The sequence below is a fragment of the Gordonia sp. YY1 genome (genome assembly GCF_009872315.1).
In the GTDB taxonomy this organism is placed as follows: Bacteria; Actinomycetota; Actinomycetes; order Mycobacteriales; family Mycobacteriaceae; genus Gordonia; species Gordonia amicalis.
The window spans coordinates 25,028-42,016 of record NZ_WXYI01000017.1 but is presented as its reverse complement, the minus strand read 5'-3'; the positions used below and the strand labels follow the sequence as shown (position 1 = coordinate 42,016).

Genomic DNA, 16,989 nt, shown 5'->3' with positions numbered 1-16,989 from the left:
ACCCTGGAAAAGGGAGCGCTTTCCGGCTGTGGCTTCCGCCGGGATGTAGTTCGGTCTCAGAGGTCTTCGGAATTGAGAATCCGGCGGCGCATCGACAAGAGTTCGACCTCGGGATGGTTGGCGGCGGATCTCTCGACCGCGTCGAGCACATCGACGACGTGCGTCCGGTCGGCCGCCACCACGCTCGTGCCGATCATCGCGCGCCGATGCATGTCGAGGTGCCCGACCTCGGCCACCGAGACCGCGAACCGTCGGCGTAGTTCGGCGACGATCGGCCGGACGATGGAACGCTTCTGCTTCAGCGAGTGCACATCACCGAGGCGATAGTCGAACTCGGCGAACCCGATCCACATCAGAACCCGATCAATGGTCGGTGCGGATCAGCGTCGCCACGTGGTCGGGCACGTACTTGGACAGGGAACGCGGCGGCCGGTGGTAGTTGCCCGTCTCGACCGGCTTCTTCGGCAACGTCACCTGCGGACGGGGCACCTCGCCGTAGTCGATGCTGTCGAGCAGATGCGCGATCATGTTGAGCCGCGCGTGCTTCTTCACGTCGGATTCGACGACATACCAGGGGCTCAGCGCAGTGTCGGTGTGCACCATCATCTCGTCCTTGGCGCGCGAGTAGTCTTCCCAGCGGTAGACCGACTCGAGATCCATCGGACTCAACTTCCATTGCCGCACGGGATCTTTCATGCGCTGGCGGAACCGCTTGAGCTGTTCGTCGTCGGAGACGGAGAACCAGTACTTGCGCAGGATGATGCCGTCGTCGATCAGCATCTGCTCGAAGATCGGCGTCTGCCGCAGGAACCGTGTGTGTTCCTCGGGCGTGCAGAAACCCATGACCTTCTCGACTCCGGCACGGTTGTACCAGGACCGGTCGAACAGCACGATCTCGCCGGGCGCCGGCAGATGCGCGACATAACGCTGGTAGTACCACTGCCCGCGTTCGCGGTCGGTGGGTGCCGGAAGCGCAGCGACCCGCGCGATGCGAGGACTCAGATACTGGCTGATCCGCTTGATGGTGCCGCCCTTGCCCGCGGCGTCGCGTCCCTCGAAGACCACCACCACGCGAGTGCCGGTCTCACGCACCCATTCCTGGAGTTTGACCAACTCGGTCTGCAGCCGGAACAACTCCGCCTCGTAGACCTCGTCGGCGATCTTCTCAGGTTTCCGCGTGTCCTTCTTGGCCATGGGAAGAGAGTACGGGCTGCTGACCGGTCAAGGGGTCAGAGCGGCATCGCGTTCGGCTTCGAGTTCGACGATCGACGCGTCGATCCGGGCGCGCGAGAACTCGTTGATGTCGAGCCCTTCGACGATCTCCCACTCGCCGGCGACCGATCGCACCGGGAACGAGCAGACGATGCCCTCGGGCACGCCGTACACGCCGGGCGATGGCAGTGCGGTGGACGTCCAGTCGTCGGCAGGGGTCCCCAATACCCAGTCGTGGACGTGGTCGATCGTCGCGTTGGCCGCCGACGCCGCCGACGACGATCCGCGTGCCTCGAGAATCGCGGTGCCGCGGCGGGCCACGGTCGGGATGAACTCGTCGACGAGCCACTCGCGGTCGGCGGCGAGATCGGCGCCGCTTCGCCTGCCGACACGAGCGTGGAAGATGTCGGGGTACTGCGTCGCCGAGTGGTTGCCCCAGATGGTGACCCGGCTGATCTCGCCGACCTCGACCCCGGCCCGGTGGGAGAGTTGGGCGATCGCGCGGTTGTGGTCGAGACGGGTGAGCGCGGTGAATCGCTGCGGCGGCACCTCGGGTGCGTGTGCCGAGGCGACCGCGGCGTTGGTGTTGGCGGGATTGCCCACCACGATCACCCGGATGTCGTCGGCGGCAACCTCGTTGATGGCCGCGCCCTGCACGGCGAAGATGTCGGAGTTCGCCGCGAGCAGATCAGCGCGTTCCATGCCCTTGGACCGTGGACGAGCACCGATGAGCAGCGCGAAACCAGCGCCGTCGAACGCCTTTCGCGGATCGTCGAAGACGTCGACCGACTTCAGCAGACCGAAGGCGCCGTCGTCGAGTTCCATCGCGGTGCCCACGGCGGCGGGAACCGCCTGGGGTAACTCGAGGAGCCGGAGGGCGATGGGCTGGTCGTGACCAAGCATCGCGCCGGCGGCGATGCGGAACACGCTGGCATATCCGATGCTCCCGGCCGCACCGGTCACCGTGACGACCGCCGGTGTGGAGGTGCTCACGAGTACTTTTCCATCAGCAGGACCTGGGTGCCCTCTGCGGTGAGCACGAGCGCGTGGCCCACCGAATACCAGGTGAGGGGTTCCTTCGTGAACGTGTTGATCCAGTCGTCGGCGCCCGAGCGGGGACCGGGGCACGCCATCATCGTCGAGGCGAGCGAGGCGAGGCGCAGGACCGAACCGTCGACCGTCATCTCGCCGACGTGCCGGTTGCATCCGGCGAACAGTGAGATGCGGTTGGCGGCGGGGAAGGTCACCTGCAGCGGCCCTCCGCCCGGGATCTGGGGGCCGGTGACCGCTGTGGACGAGTACGACTTGCCGACAAATGGTGGAGTTGCCGGCGCGGCGACACCCGGGCCGGCGCTGAATGCGCCGATACCTGACACGAACAACACCGCGCTGACCACCGCGACAATGCGTAAGCTGATGCGATGGTCGCGGGCTGGGTGGAGTACGCGTGCCGTCTGACGGCGATACCCGGAGCTCACGATCCTTACGGTAGCCGACCGGATGGGGGATGCGATATGGCCTTCGGGGGTGAGATGTGGTTCCGGTAACGTGCCGGACCGAGTATCTGACGGCCCGCCATCACCGTTCCGCGAGCGCCGCGTGGATCGTGATGATGGTCGCGCTGGTCGGGCTCGTAGGGCTCAACATCGCCGGCGTCGACGGTCTGGTCATCTCGGCAGTGGTCGCCGGACTGCTGGCCTTGTCTCTGTTCGCCGCGGCGTACGGCCGACTGGGCAAGCGGGGGGCGGTGCTGCTGACCGTCGACGACGACACCGTGTACTTCGGCGACGAGGACCGCACGCTGGTGTCCTACCCGCTGACCGCACTACGATCCTTCGCGATCGGTGGTCCGGCGGACGACACCTCGCCGATGGCCGGACAGCGGGCCCAGCACCTCACCGTCTTCGGGCAGAAATACCTCGAACTGACCTTCGCGCGTGAGCAGCCGCGCGTCGGCACGGGGGTGGACGAAGATCTCGACTCCGACTTCTGGAGGGTCGCGATCATCGAGGGCGATCCGGCGGCCGCTGTCGTCATCGATCGACTGAAACAGTATGCGCCACAATGTGTTTCGACCCAGAAGGGTTCGACGCAGAAGAGTTCGACGCAGAAGAGTTCGACGCGACCGAGAGCTGCCGCCGAGCAGCGGGAGAAGGTGTCGGTGGCGTCGGTGTCGCCTGACCACGACGCCTCGTCCGACGACCACTCACCCGTCGATCTGCGCCGCCCCCGTATCGCCGACGCCGGATCGGATGAGGCCGCGCAGCGGTTGTGGGAGGAGGCGACCCGGCGCCACGACGAGATCCTCGGCGTCTACGGCAGCTACGAACTCGACCCGGCGCTGCTGCTGAGGTATCCGGCCGTCACGGATGTGACCGTCGAACAGACCCAGACCTTCCATCTCGCGCTCGACGAGGCCACCGCGCTGCGCACCGACGCCTACCCGGGCAACCGCGGTCGCGCCGACGCCTACCAGCAATCCGTCGCCGCGCTCCGGCGGGCGTGGATCGCGTGCGAGAAGCACGGACGACGCATCGGGGCCGGTTATCTCGAACCCGCCGACCGGGATGCCCTCGACACCGCCCTCAAGCTGTACAAACACGCCGAGGCCAGCAGCACGCCCGCCGAGCAGGCGACCTATTACGGTCGCGTCCGCGACATCGTCACCACGATGTCCGATCGCGGGGTCCTTCATCCGCCGGAGGCTGCGGTCGCCGAATTGCATGCCGTCACGCGGCGCGCACTGGAGGCAGGTACGCCGCAGGTGTGAGCGTCAGTAGTGCGCGGCTTTGATGAGTTCTCCGTCGAGTGTGTACATGCCCTTCGATGCTTCGACCCGGGCCATCTCGATGCGGACCACGTGACCCGGGGCGTCGTCGAGCAGAGGCTCGGACACATCCATGGCGACGGCCCCGCGATCGTATTCGGGAACCGAGCCGCGCTTCATCGCGTCGTCGCGAACGCGGTCGAACAGCTGCGGTGAGATCCCGTCGAAGTCGAAGCCGTCGGGCCGGTGGCGCCCCACCCTGTCCGTGACCTCCGGGAACTTCCCGGGCGCGATCACCACCTGTCCGCTGCGGGTCGGGGTCGTGTACCGGATCAGGACACCGCCGCTGTTCTGGATGCTGCTGGCGCTGATGATCGGGGTGTTGTCGGCGATGCCGCGGATCACGAACTCGTCGAGGACAGGTGCGTCCGGCGCGATGCCGGCGAGCGACAGTGCGTCGCGGGCGATCGTGAAGGCGGTGTCGAAATCCGCAGGGTCGAAGAACTCCGCGACGGTTCCGTCGGTGTGGGCCTCGATCTCGACGTCGCGGACGAAGGCGTCTCCGGGGTCGAAGGTGCCGGTGATGACCACCGGCTCGTTCGGCGCGGGTCGTTGGATCTGCACCCGGTCGAGTTCTGTCTCGGCCACCGCGGGGGAGACCTCCGCCGACATCGAGTGGGTGATGTCACCGAGCGAGCCGGGATTGATGGTCGCGGCGTCGAAGGTCTTGTCCGCCCGGTCCATGTTGGGCACCGCCGACGCGTTGGAACCGCCGTCCCAGACGTTGATGCTCGTCGCGCGGCCGTTCGTGGGATCGAACACGATCGCCTGGTCGGAGGACGAGTCGAGGTTGTAGTTCAGGCGCAACACGTTTCGGGTGGCATCGGGCCCCAGCCGGTCGACGATCTCGTCCAGGAGCCGCTGGTGGCGCTCGGCGAGTGCGGCCTCGTTCTCGTCCGCATCTCCGTCCACGGCCGAACCGAACGACGGGAACGAGGGGCCGGAGATCTTCCAGCTCCCGGCGACGCCGAACAGCAGGGCGAGAGCGACCAGCAGTGTCACCGCGGGGTAGATGACCGCCCACCGGCCGGGATGGTCGTCGAACTCCGGGGTGTCGGTCTGGTCGCGGGGCGGCAGTTGATCGGGTGCGAGTGTCGTGAACGGGCTCGATACCAGCGCCTGGAAGTGGCCCTTGCCCATGGAGGTGATCCACCGCGCCTCGTAGGAGGTGTCATTCGGCGGGCTGACGGTGGCGGTGACCATCGTGGGCTGCAGGTCGTCGGCGCCGAGACTGCTGCGGGTCAGTGCCTCGACCTCGATCTGCGGGGCGTCCCGGGTGACACCGCGCCGGAACTCCGTCAGTTCGGACACCCGCGACGCGCGCGGACCGATCGCGATACCCAGGAAGACCAGCGGAACGCCGATGGACAGAGCGACCCACCAGGCGTTGAACGCGCCGAGACCGACGCCGGTCGCCAGCACCAGCCCGGCCAGAACGGCCCGGACCAGACGCAGGCGTGTCCTGTTCGGGAAGGTCACGCTCATCGGCCGTCCTAGGGTCGGGGAAGCAGAGGGCGAAATGCGGGCGGGGCAGAACAGGTGGACCGATCATAATGTCGGCGACCCCGCTCTACCAGGGGCCGCGTACCGTTGTTGCTGACCTGACGGGGCCGAGTGGCGCGACGGGTCGTGTAGTGGCCGGGAAACGATCAGGAGAAGTGTTTCGGTGGGAAAGCTGACCAACAGCATGTGGCGACTTCTGGGTGCCCAGTCGACTCGCAATCAGTCGAAGTCGCTGAGTGTGATCAAGGAGGCCGAAGCCCACACCGATTGGGCAGCCGAACTCGACGACGACGCCTTCGTCGGCGAGGCCGAGAAGCTCGACCTCGGGGCGAAGGCCGGCGACCGGGCCAAGTTCCTGGCGCTCGTCCGCGAGGCCGCGGATCGCTCGATCGGACTGCGCCCCTTCGATGTTCAGCTGCAGGGCGCGCTGCGTCTCCTCGAAGGCGACATCGTCGAGATGGCCACCGGTGAGGGCAAGACACTCGCCGGCGCCATCGCGGCGATCGGGCATGTGCTCGAAGGCCATCAGGTCCATGTCATCTCCGTCAACGACTACCTCGCCACCCGCGACGCGGAGTGGATGAAGCCGCTCTTCGCCGTCTTCGGCATTGCGGTGCATGCCATTTCGGAGAGCTCCAGCCGCGAGGAGCGTCGACGCGCCTACGCCGGCGACGTCACCTACGGCTCGGTCAACGAGATCGGATTCGACGTCCTCCGCGACCAGCTGGCCCTGTCCGAGGCCGACCTCGTCTCGCCCAAGCCGGACGTGGCGATCATCGACGAGGCCGACTCGGTGCTCGTCGACGAGGCGCTCGTGCCGCTCGTGCTGGCCGGATCGACCGAGACCGAGGTTCCCGACCAGGCCATCCACGACGTGGTGTCGCGGATGAAGAAGAAGCACTACGAGGTCGACGCCGAGGGCCGCAACGTGACGCTCACCGACGAGGGGGCGGCCTTCGTCGAGGAGGAGCTCGGCGGGATCGACCTCTACAGCGAGGAACACGTCGGGTCCACGCTCGTGCACGTCAGCATCGCGATGCACGCGCACTATCTGCTCGAGCGCGACATCCACTACATCGTCCGCGACGGCGGCGTCCACCTGATCAACGCCTCGCGTGGTCGGGTGGCGCAGCTGCAGCGCTGGCCGGACGGCGTCCAGGCGGCCGTCGAACTCAAGGAGGGTCTCGCCCAGACCGACTCGGGCGAGGTCATCGACACCATCACCGTGCAGGCGCTCATCGGTCGCTACCCCAAGGTGTGCGGTATGACCGGTACCGCACTCGCGGCCGGCGAACAGTTCCGGCAGTTCTACGACCTGCGGGTGTCGCAGATCCCGCCGAACACCGAGAACATCCGTACCGATCTGCCCGACCGGGTCTACGACACCAAGGCCAACAAGGTCGAGGCGATCGTGGCCTACGTCAAGGAGATCCACGAGACCGGACAGCCGGTCCTCATCGGCACCCACGACGTCGCCGAGTCCGAGGAACTCGCCTACTTCCTCGAGAAGGCCGGCGTGTCGTCGGTGGTCCTCAATGCCAAGAACGACGCGCAGGAGGCGAAGATCATCGCCGAGGCCGGCGCGCGTGATGCCGTGACGGTGTCCACTCAGATGGCCGGCCGCGGTACCGACATCCGGCTGGGCGGCTCGGCCGACGACTCCGCGGCCCGCGACGCGGTCGTCGAACTCGGCGGTCTGTGCGTGGTCGGTACCGGACGACACGACACCGAGCGGCTCGACAGTCAGCTGCGGGGTCGCGCGGGCCGTCAGGGCGACCCGGGTACGTCGGTCTTCTTCTCCAGCCTCGAGGATCCGGTCGTCACCAAGAACCTCGCGTTCAAGCGCGATCCGGTGTCGCCCAACGACGACGGTTCGATGGGCAGCAAGGGCATCGACCTCATCGAGCAGGCGCAGCGGATCGCCGAGGGCGTCCGCCTGGAATTGCACGCCAACACCTGGCGATACAACAAGCTCGTCAATCAGCAACGCGACATCATCGTCGGCCGACGCATGAAGATCCTGACCTCCGACACCGCGCTCGAGGAATTGTCCGAACTCGAACCGGAGCGGTACGCCGAACTGACGGGGGAGAAGTCCCCGGCGGAGACCGACGACGAGGTCGCCGTCGAGTCGGTGCCGCGTGACGTGCTCGGCCAGGCGGCGCGGGAGATCGTGCTCTACCACCTCGACCGTGCGTGGGCGGACCATCTCGCCTTCGTCTCCGATGTCCGGGCGAGCATCCACCTGCGGTCGCTAGGCAAGGAGAGCCCGCTCGACGAGTTCCACCGGATGATCCTCGCCGAGTTCGCCGACCTGCCCGCGCAAGCGCTGGAGAAGGCGCGGGAGACGTTCCGCGAGGCGAAGATCACCGCCGACGGCGTCGATCTCGGATCGTCGGATCTGCACCGTTCGACGACGACATGGACGTACATGGTCCACGACAACCTCTTCTCCTCGGGCGGGGCGAAGACGCTGCAGGGCATCATCGGGATCTTCCGGTGACCGAGCCGGAGGCGGCCCCCGCGCCGGCTCCGGACCGGATCGTGACCGTGCCGAACGCGCTCAGCGTGCTCCGGCTCGTCCTCATCCCGGTCTTCGTGTGGTTGCTGCTCGTCGAGAAGTCCGACGGGTGGGCATTCGCGGTCCTGATGTTCTCGGGATTCTCGGACTGGGCCGACGGGAAGCTGGCTCGACTGCTCGATCAGTCGTCGCGGATCGGGGCCCTGCTGGACCCGGCGGCCGACCGGCTCTACATCGTCATCATCCCGCTGGCGTTCGGCGTGCGTGAGTTCCTGCCGTGGTGGCTCATCGGTGTCATCGTCGGCCGGGATGTGCTGTTGTTCGCCACGGCGCCGTTGCTGCGTACTCGCGGTGTGCTGGCACTGCCGGTGCTCTACATCGGCAAGGCCGCGACCTTCGCGCTGATGAGTGCGTTCCCGTGGCTGCTTGCCGGACAGCTCGATTCGGTCGTCGGCGACATCGCGTACCCGGTCGGGTGGGCGTTCATGATCTGGGGCGTGGGGCTCTACCTGTGGTCCTTCGTCCTGTACTGGTATCAGACGATCCTGGTGATGCGACACATGCCGTCGCGCCGTCAGGCCGACACCTCGTCAGACAGTAGAGTCTGACGGGAACGAGAGGGGCTCATGTGACCGACAGCAAAGTGCCAGAGGACCTGCGCTACACCGCAGAGCACGAGTGGATCGAGAAGACCGGGCCGACGACCGTGCGCGTGGGCATCACGGACTTCGCGCAGGATGCGCTCGGTGACGTGGTGTTCGTGCAGTTGCCCGACACCGGGGCGGAGGTCACCGTCGGCGAGTCCTTCGCCGAGGTGGAATCGACCAAGAGTGTCTCCGACATCTTCGGGCCGCTGACCGGTACCGTCAGCGCGGTCAACGACGCACTGGACGCCTCGCCCGAACTGGTCAATTCGGACCCGTACGGCGAGGGCTGGCTGGTGGAGATCGAGGCCGCCGACGAGGCGACCCTCGAGGAGCAACTGGGAGATGGTCTCGACGCCGCGGGCTACCGCGCCGTCATCGAAGGGTAGGACATCCCGCCGATACCACCCGGTGGCTCTGATCGACCTGGCTGATCGCCCCGGTGACGATATGATCGACCGTGCCGGAGTCGACTCGCTCGCCGGTGCGATCGACATGACCGGTACGGTTACGGCAGTGGGAATGAGGCGTGACGTGAGCGGACTTCGCGATCATGCACCGAGATCTACCCGTCCGCACACGTCATGTAGATTCAACCGGCCATCGTGGCGAGAGCCGATTCCGAACCGACGCGAGACCGCGATCGGGACCGGAGACGTGGACGGCCGGACAGTGCGGTTGGCCGAACAGTGCGGTGTGCACTGACAGTGCGATTGCACTGACGACGACGAAGGAGAAGTGGTGAGCGAAAACGACAGGGACTTCGAGGCGCCGGTGGAGACCACCTCGGTGTTCCGGGAAGAGTTCATCAATGAACTCGATGCCGGGACCAGCACCTCGAGTGAGCCGGCCGAGACGGGAGTCGAGCGACTCGCTCCCGGGACCGCGCTGCTTGTCGTGAAGCGGGGGCCCAACGCGGGATCGCGGTTCCTCCTCGACCAGCCGACGACCTCAGCGGGTCGGCATCCCGACAGCGACATCTTCCTCGACGATGTGACGGTCAGCCGTCGTCACGCCGAATTCCGACTCGGCGACAACGAGTTTCAGGTGGTCGACGTGGGCAGCCTCAACGGCACCTACGTCAACCGGGAACCCGTCGACACCGCATCGCTGAGCAACGGCGACGAAGTCCAGATCGGCAAATTCCGTCTGGTCTTCCTGAGCGGTCCGCGCGACGAAGCAGACGCCTGAGAAGTCGTGACGGCGTCCACGGCCCCTCGCGGCGAGGGATCGATGTCGATCGGCACGGTCCTCGCCCAGTTGCGTGATGACTTTCCCGACATCACGATTTCCAAGATCCGGTTCCTGGAATCGGAGGGTCTGGTGACCCCGGAGCGGGCGCCGTCCGGCTATCGGCGATTCAGCGAAGCCGACTGTGAACGGTTGCGCTTCGTGCTGACCGCCCAGCGGGACCGGTATCTCCCGCTGAAGGTCATCAAGGAACAACTCGATGCGATCGACAACGGGAACGGCGGCTTCGGTTCCGGCGGGACCGTGGCGTTGTCCACGGCTCGCGGCACCGTGGCCCCCGCAACCGATTTCGGTGCGCGTGCCGGTCGGGTGTCCCGGGAGTCGCTGATCGAACGGACCGGCGTCGACTCGGCGTTCGTGACCGAACTGCAGCGAAACGGGCTGCTGATCCCGGGCCCGGCCGGGTTCTTCGACGAGGATGCCGTGCGCCTCGTCGAAGCGGCCGCGGCACTGGCCAGCTATGGCCTCGAGACACGCCATCTTCGTGCCTTCAAGGTGTCCGCGGACCGGGAAGCCGGCCTGGTCGCCCAGATCGCCAACCCCATCGCCAAGGGCAAGGGGACCGGTGCCCGGGACCGTGCCGAAGAACTCGTTCGCGAGATCGCGGCGCTGTCGGTGACCCTGCACACGCAGTTGGTCAAGGCCGCCGTCCGCGACGTGCTCGACTGAACACTTTCTCGACCAGCGCACTCCGGCCTCCTCGGTGTCCGCATCGGGCCGAAGTGATCGTGCCGCCCAGCAGCGAGTCGGCCGCCGTGTGTCGCCTGAGCGGTGTAGCGTCGAGGTCATCAATCGATCGCCCTACGAGGCGTCTGGGAGGTGCGAGATGAGCGAGATGCGTGTGGTGGGCATCAGGGTCGAGCCCCCGCAGAGTCAGCCCGTGCTCCTGCTCCGCGAGATCGACGGCGAGCGGTACCTGCCGATCTGGATCGGACAGAGTGAGGCTGCGTCAATTGCCCTGCGTCAGAAGGGAATCGAGCCGCCGCGCCCGCTGACCCATGATCTGATCGTCAATCTCATCAGGGAGTTCGGCCAGACGCTCCTCGAGGTGCGCATCGTCGACATGCAGGAGGGCACCTTCTACGCCGAGATGATCTTCTCGGGCGATCTCCGCGTGTCCGCGCGGCCGTCGGATTCCATCGCCGTCGCGATGCGTGCCGAGGTGCCGATCATCGCCGACGAGGAGGTCCTCGCCGAGGCCGGCCTGCTGATCCCGGAGGAAGAACCCGAGGACGCCACCGCCGAGCCGGTCGACGAGACCAAAGAGGACGAGGTCGAGAAGTTCAAGGAGTTCCTCGACAACGTCTCGCCCGACGACTTCAAGGCCAGCGGCGCCTGAGCTGTCCGTGGTCACGGAACGGCAACCGATAGGTCACCGTTTGTCTCAATCTCAACTTGAGGTTGAGCCTCATGGCGCGTCGCGTTGATCCGGTGTCCCCCGCGGCATAGCGTCAATCCCGACATCGCGCACCATTCAGGGGCCGATGAAGATGTGATCGGCTGACCCGAGCAGGGCCTGGACCGCGTACTGTAGACGTGGATGTCAGGCATGTGATGCGGCATCCGGTCCGAGCTCTGCAAGGGAGACAGAAGTGGGCGATCGTCCGGTCGACAGTGAAGTGACGTCGAGCGACCCGTCACCCGACCACGCTGTGACCGATCGTCCCGCGGGTCCCACCCAGGGCAGTCTCGAGGAGATCGCACCCGGGCTCTTCCCCGACGACACCGTTCCCGACGAACTGGTCGGCTACCGCGTGCCGAGTGCCTGCCAGATCGCCGGCATCACCTACCGCCAGCTCGACTACTGGGCCCGTACCTCGCTGGTCGTCCCGTCGATCCGCGGCGCCGCGGGCTCGGGTAGCCAGCGCCTGTACTCGTTCAAGGACATCCTCGTCCTCAAGATCGTGAAGCGACTCCTCGACACCGGCATCTCGCTGCAGAACATCCGTGTCGCCGTCGACCACCTCCGGAAGCGCGGGGTCGAGGACCTGGCCAAGATCACCCTGTTCTCCGACGGCACCACCGTCTACGAGTGCACGTCGGCCGAAGAGGTCGTCGACCTCCTACAGGGTGGACAGGGCGTCTTCGGCATCGCGGTCAGCGGCGCGATGCGCGAACTCACCGGCACCATCGCCGACTTCCCGGGGGAGCGGGCCGACGGGGGTATCAGCGAGACGGCACCCGAGGACGAACTCGCCGCTCGCCGCAAGAATCGCACCCGCCGTACCGGCTAGCATCCGCACTCTGCCCGCACCCCGCCACGTGATCCTCACGACTCTCGCGATGTCGTCTGGACCAACGGGACGTGGAACTGCGTAGACTGGTGCGCGCGTCGCTACGCCACGGGAGAGCGTCACCGAACACAGGTGACCGCCGAAGGAGCAATACCTCTCCGTCAAACTCTCAGGCACCCGGACCGTGGTGGTGACGGCGTCTCTGGAAAGTGACGATTCGTCGTCCGCCCACGGTGAAAGGTCGTCACGCAACCGCGTGACACCGAATCTCTCAGGCGTCGTCCGGCCCCGGCCGGTGACATGACAGAGGGGGAGGGCGAGCCTGCCGGCACCGAGCCGGCGCCTGCGAGAGGTTGCCCTCACCATGCCCTCAGCCGACACGTCGTCAGCGCCAGTCACCTTCGTGGACCGCCATGTCGGTCCCGACCCCGACGAGACGCAGCGCATGCTCTCGGTGATCGGTGTGTCGTCGCTCGATGAACTCGCCCATCGCGTCATCCCCGCGGTCATCGCGGATGAACTCGACTCGAACGTGCTGGGGGCTCTGCCCAGCCCGCAGAGTGAGAGTGAGGTCCTGGTTGAGCTCAGCGGTCTCGCCGCCCAGAACACCGTGGCCCGTTCGATGATCGGTCTCGGCTACTACGGCACCCACACGCCCGGCGTCATCCTCCGCAACGTCCTGGAGAACCCGGCCTGGTACACGGCGTACACGCCCTACCAGCCGGAGATCAGTCAGGGACGCCTCGAGGCCCTGCTGAACTTCCAGACCATGGTCGCCGATCTCACCGGGATGGAGGTGGCGAACGCGTCGATGCTCGACGAGGCCACCGCGGCGGCCGAGGCCATGACACTGCTGCGCCGCGCCGGCAAGTCGAAGTCGTCGCGCATCGTCGTCGACGCCGATCTCTTCCCGCAGACCCGCGCGGTGATCGAGACCCGCGCGGAGCCGCTCGGCATCGAGGTCGTCGAGGCATCGCTGCATCCGGAGCTGCCGAACCAGGGGCTTCCCGAAGGCGACTTCTTCGGTGTGATCCTGCAGGTTCCAGGTGCTTCGGGTCGGATCGTCGACGCCGCGCCGATCATCGCCGCCGCACACGAGCGCGGTGCACTGGTGGCGGTCGGCGGCGACCTGCTCGCGCTGACGCTGATCACGCCGCCGGGGGACCAGGGAGCCGACGCCTGCTTCGGCACCACCCAGCGTTTCGGCGTTCCCATGGGCTTCGGTGGTCCGCACGCCGGTTACCTGGCGGTCGGTTCGAAGCACGCCCGCCAGCTGCCGGGCCGTCTGGTCGGCATCTCCAAGGACGCCGACGGCAACCTCGCCTATCGCCTCGCCCTGCAGACCCGTGAACAGCACATCCGGCGGGAGAAGGCCACCAGCAACATCTGCACCGCGCAGGTCCTGCTGGCCGTGATGGCGGCCATGTACGCGTCGTACCACGGGCCGGACGGGCTCCGGGCCATTGCGCGCCGCACCCACGACGCCGCGGTTCGTCTGGCGAATTCGCTTGCGGCGGGCGGCTTCTCGGTCACGCACGCCTCGTTCTTCGATACCATCGAGGTCCGCGCCACGGGGCAGGCCGACGTGATCGTCGCCCGGGCTCGTCGTGAGGGCATCGACGTGCGCCGCGTCGACGCCGACACCGTCTCGATCGCCTGCGACGAGACCACCACGGAGGCCGACCTCGAGGGTGTGTTGCGTGCCTTCGACGCCGCCGGTGTGCAGCCCCTCGATTTCGCGCAGCCGATCGAGAACCGCACCAGCGAGTACCTCACCCATCCCGCATTCAACCGGTACCGCACCGAGACCGCGATGCTGCGCTATCTGCGCGCTCTGTCCGACAAGGACATCGCGCTCGACCGCAGCATGATCCCGCTCGGTTCCTGCACGATGAAGCTCAACGCGACCACCGAGATGGAACCCATCACGTGGCCCGGGTTCGCCGGACTCCACCCGTTCGCGCCGGTCGAGGACACCGTGGGCATCCGCGAGCTGATCTCCACGCTCGAGGGCTGGCTCGTCGCCGTCACCGGCTACGACCGGGTGAGTCTGCAGCCGAACGCGGGTTCGCAGGGCGAGTTCGCCGGACTGCTCGCGATCCGCGGCTACCACCGGAGCCGGGGGGATCTCGACCGTGACGTCTGCCTGATCCCGTCGAGCGCCCACGGCACCAACGCCGCGTCGGCGGTCATGGCGGGCATGCGCGTCGTGGTGGTCGGCTGCCGGCAGAACGGCGACGTCGATCTCGAGGATCTGCGCGCGAAGATCGCCGCGAACGAGGGCCGGATCGCCGCCATCATGATCACCTACCCGTCCACGCACGGCGTGTTCGAACACGACATCCGCGAGGTCTGCGGCGCGGTCCACGACGCCGGCGGACAGGTCTACGTCGACGGCGCCAACCTCAACGCACTGGTGGGCGTGGCACGTCCGGGTCACTTCGGCGGCGATGTCAGCCACCTGAACCTGCACAAGACCTTCTGCATTCCGCACGGTGGCGGCGGACCGGGCGTGGGTCCGGTGGCGGTGCGCGAGCATCTCGCTCCGTTCCTGCCCGGACACCCGCTCGCCGACGAACTTCCGGGCACGGCGACCATCGCCGCGGCACCGTACGGTTCGGCGACGATCCTGCCGATCACCTACGCCTACATCGCCATGATGGGTGCGGCCGGTCTGCGCCGGGCGACACTGACGGCCATCACCGCCGCCAACTACGTCGCCAAGCGACTCCGGGACCACTTCCCGGTGCTTTACACCGGTGAGGGCGGTTTCGTCGCCCACGAGTGCATCCTGGACCTGCGCACGATCACCAAGGAGACCGGCGTCACCGTCGACGACGTGGCAAAGCGCTTGGCCGACTACGGTTTCCACGCTCCGACAATGAGCTTCCCAGTGGCCGGAACCCTGATGGTCGAGCCGACCGAAAGCGAGAACCTCGACGAGATCGACGCCTTCTGCGACGCCATGATCGCCATCCGGGAAGAGATCGACCGGGTGGGCAGCGGCGAGTGGCCGGTCGACGACAACCCGTTGCGCGGTGCGCCGCACACCGCCGAGGCGCTGGTGGGCGAGTGGGACCATCCGTACTCGCGGGAGGTCGCGGTCTACCCGCAGGGACTGCCGTCGGCGGGCGCCCGCGCGAAGGTCTGGCCCTCGGTGCGTCGCATCGACGGCGTCTACGGCGATCGGAACCTGGTGTGCAGCTGTCCCCCGATCGAGGCCTACAGCAGCTGATCGCTCCGGTCGACGAGTCGGTGGGTGGCGCGGCGACGAGCGCGATCCCTGCTCGTTGAGTAGGTGAGGAGCGCAGCGACGAGCGCGATCCCTGCTCGTTGACTAGGTGCGGAGCGCAGCGACGAGCGCGATCCCTGCTCGTTGAGTAGGTGAGGAGCGCAGCGACGAGCCGTATCGAAACGACTCGAGCCATCCGGTCTATCCGCCGGCGGTTCCCGAAGGCGCCGGCGAGACCGCAGAACTCGCCGGCAGACTCGTGGGTCCGTAGACCACGCGGTTGATCGCGACGATCGCGCCGTTCTCCGGTGTGGGCATCGGATCAGGGGTACGCGGGAAGGTGACCGTCGCGGTGGCTGCCGGCATCGGGGCGTCGCCGCGGAATCCGAGTTCGGTGAGCAGCTTCAGCTGCTCGGGCTGCGACGCGTAGGCGATGAACTCCGCCACCGCATCAGCCGCCACGTCACTCACCTCCGGCCCGGAGAGACGGATGATCGGGTAGTCCGCGATCGGCGTCGGTCCGCCCGGTATCACCTCGGCCAGACGCGCCGGATCGTCGGACTTGGTCATCTGGAAAAGTCGCTGTTCGGTGATCGGGACGACGTGGATCTCGCTCTTGGCCGGGTCGGCGGCGTTGGCGATCGCGGTCGCCGCGCCCTGCGGGGTGCCGTCGGGGGAGAGCGGTGCGCCGTTGAGCATCGCCTTCACACTCGACGTCACACGCGGTGATTCCGCGTCGGCCGTGGTCAGGGGGCCGGTCGTGCGCGTCACGCGGGTGGCGACGGCCTGCGCCGCGAGCGCGCTCGCGTCGGATTGGGCGCCGACCGGCATGGCCATGCGCAGTGCCCCCCAGCCCTGCAGGCCGAACTCGGTGAGCGAGGCGTCGCGTCGTTGCAGGGTCGGGATCTGGGACCAGTCGAGCTGGTCGCCGGCGGCCCGGGCGAATTCCGGCGAGACCGCGAGGACCACCGGGGTCGAGACGAGCGATCGGTTGCTGCCCTCGATCAGATCGGGTTGGGCCGAGGCCAGGTCTGCCGACCACACCGAGGACTGCGGTACCCACGCGGCCGGGTACGCGCCCATCGATTCGGCTTCCCAGGTACCGGTGAGGCCGTCGAGGGTGATCTTCGCGTCACCGGGACGGACTGCGACGGTGATGCAATGGTCGCGGACCACGGGCTTGGTGTCGGCGAAGGCGGTCGCGATCGCGGCGAGACCGGGCGCGATGTCGGGATCGGCGACGATCGGAACCGACGCGGCACCCTCGACACACTGGGCGGCCGCGTCGTCGGCCTGTCGGTTGATGCGGTCGCCGAGGTCCTGCCAGGCCACCACGATGGCGGCGACGAGCAGGATCGAGAGCAGTGCGAATACGACACCTCGGCTGACGCCACGGTTGCGGATGCTCTCCCCGCGGTTCCGATGATGTGCCAACGCCGATGCCCTCCCTGCCGTGTGCGCCGGGATCGGGTTTTCCCCGGTCGATGTCCAGCGCAGGGTACGACGATACGCCGTGCCGGTCCACCGGGGACCGGCACGGTCGTATCAGTGCGTCGTGACCGCGG

At 67.3% G+C, this 16,989-nt stretch carries 15 protein-coding genes and 1 riboswitch; of the genes, 9 read left to right on the top strand and 6 right to left on the bottom strand.

Annotated features, from left to right (window positions below; translation table 11 throughout):
* Nucleotides 1-56: 56 nt before the first annotated feature.
* Genes BPODLACK_RS18925 through BPODLACK_RS18910 form a run of 4 tightly spaced genes read right to left on the bottom strand, consistent with a single transcriptional unit; the run spans nt 57 to nt 2,597 of the window.
* Nucleotides 57-353, bottom strand: coding sequence for a DUF503 domain-containing protein (locus tag BPODLACK_RS18925; RefSeq protein WP_024497464.1), 297 nt, complete (start codon nt 351-353; stop codon nt 57-59).
* A gap of 10 nt (nt 354-363) precedes the next feature.
* Complete coding sequence (gene ppk2 / locus BPODLACK_RS18920; RefSeq protein WP_024497465.1) at nt 364-1,194, bottom strand: polyphosphate kinase 2; 831 nt, start codon at nt 1,192-1,194, stop codon at nt 364-366.
* A gap of 27 nt (nt 1,195-1,221) precedes the next feature.
* On the bottom strand, nt 1,222-2,205 hold the full coding sequence (locus BPODLACK_RS18915; RefSeq protein ID WP_024497466.1) for a malate dehydrogenase: 984 nt from the start codon (nt 2,203-2,205) through the stop codon (nt 1,222-1,224).
* Nucleotides 2,202-2,597 carry an META domain-containing protein gene (locus BPODLACK_RS18910; protein ID WP_024497467.1) on the bottom strand — a complete coding sequence of 132 codons (396 nt, stop codon included), beginning with the start codon at nt 2,595-2,597 and terminating at the stop codon, nt 2,202-2,204. The genes BPODLACK_RS18915 and BPODLACK_RS18910 overlap by 4 nt, the downstream gene beginning before the upstream one ends.
* 149 nt (nt 2,598-2,746) lie before the next feature.
* On the opposite strand from BPODLACK_RS18910, the gene BPODLACK_RS18905 reads away from it, so the two are divergent.
* Nucleotides 2,747-3,982: a hypothetical protein gene (locus BPODLACK_RS18905; protein ID WP_024497468.1), complete on the top strand. Its 1,236-nt coding sequence runs from the start codon at nt 2,747-2,749 to the stop codon at nt 3,980-3,982.
* A gap of 3 nt (nt 3,983-3,985) precedes the next feature.
* Here BPODLACK_RS18905 and BPODLACK_RS18900 read toward each other — a convergent pair whose 3' ends face one another.
* Nucleotides 3,986-5,524, bottom strand: a complete 1,539-nt coding sequence (locus tag BPODLACK_RS18900; protein WP_024497469.1) for a hypothetical protein — start codon at nt 5,522-5,524, stop codon at nt 3,986-3,988.
* Nucleotides 5,525-5,705: 181 nt separating this feature from the next.
* On the opposite strand from BPODLACK_RS18900, the gene secA2 reads away from it, so the two are divergent.
* The 8 genes from secA2 to gcvP all read left to right on the top strand — a co-directional run bounded on the left by secA2 (nt 5,706) and on the right by gcvP (nt 15,427).
* Complete coding sequence (gene secA2, locus BPODLACK_RS18895) at nt 5,706-8,045, top strand: accessory Sec system translocase SecA2 (RefSeq protein WP_159405962.1); 2,340 nt, start codon at nt 5,706-5,708, stop codon at nt 8,043-8,045.
* Entirely contained in the window at nt 8,042-8,671 is a 630-nt protein-coding gene (locus BPODLACK_RS18890) for a CDP-alcohol phosphatidyltransferase family protein (protein WP_024497471.1), read from the top strand. Before secA2 ends, BPODLACK_RS18890 begins: the two co-directional genes overlap by 4 nt.
* A 20-nt stretch (nt 8,672-8,691) precedes the next feature.
* The gene (gcvH, locus tag BPODLACK_RS18885) at nt 8,692-9,096 is read left to right on the top strand and encodes a glycine cleavage system protein GcvH (protein ID WP_024497472.1); all 405 of its coding nucleotides are present in this window, start codon (nt 8,692-8,694) and stop codon (nt 9,094-9,096) included.
* Nucleotides 9,097-9,445: 349 nt separating this feature from the next.
* The gene (garA, locus tag BPODLACK_RS18880) at nt 9,446-9,898 is read left to right on the top strand and encodes a glycogen accumulation regulator GarA (protein WP_005199386.1); all 453 of its coding nucleotides are present in this window, start codon (nt 9,446-9,448) and stop codon (nt 9,896-9,898) included.
* 42 nt (nt 9,899-9,940) lie between these two features.
* Nucleotides 9,941-10,627 (top strand): transcriptional regulator FtsR, encoded by a 687-nt coding sequence (gene ftsR, locus BPODLACK_RS18875; protein WP_024497474.1) that lies wholly within the window; start codon nt 9,941-9,943, stop codon nt 10,625-10,627.
* A 157-nt stretch (nt 10,628-10,784) separates the two neighbouring features.
* On the top strand, nt 10,785-11,297 hold the full coding sequence (locus BPODLACK_RS18870) for a bifunctional nuclease family protein (protein ID WP_159405961.1): 513 nt from the start codon (nt 10,785-10,787) through the stop codon (nt 11,295-11,297).
* A gap of 253 nt (nt 11,298-11,550) precedes the next feature.
* Nucleotides 11,551-12,192 (top strand): MerR family transcriptional regulator, encoded by a 642-nt coding sequence (locus BPODLACK_RS18865; RefSeq protein WP_006435497.1) that lies wholly within the window; start codon nt 11,551-11,553, stop codon nt 12,190-12,192.
* 99 nt (nt 12,193-12,291) lie between these two features.
* A riboswitch (glycine riboswitch) is annotated at nt 12,292-12,387 on the top strand.
* A gap of 169 nt (nt 12,388-12,556) precedes the next feature.
* The gene (gene gcvP / locus BPODLACK_RS18860) at nt 12,557-15,427 is read left to right on the top strand and encodes an aminomethyl-transferring glycine dehydrogenase (RefSeq protein ID WP_159405960.1); all 2,871 of its coding nucleotides are present in this window, start codon (nt 12,557-12,559) and stop codon (nt 15,425-15,427) included.
* Between the two features lie 198 nt (nt 15,428-15,625).
* Here the strand turns inward: gcvP and BPODLACK_RS18855 are convergent, their stop codons facing one another.
* Complete coding sequence (locus BPODLACK_RS18855) at nt 15,626-16,858, bottom strand: hypothetical protein (RefSeq protein ID WP_159405959.1); 1,233 nt, start codon at nt 16,856-16,858, stop codon at nt 15,626-15,628.
* Nucleotides 16,859-16,989 lie beyond the last annotated feature (131 nt).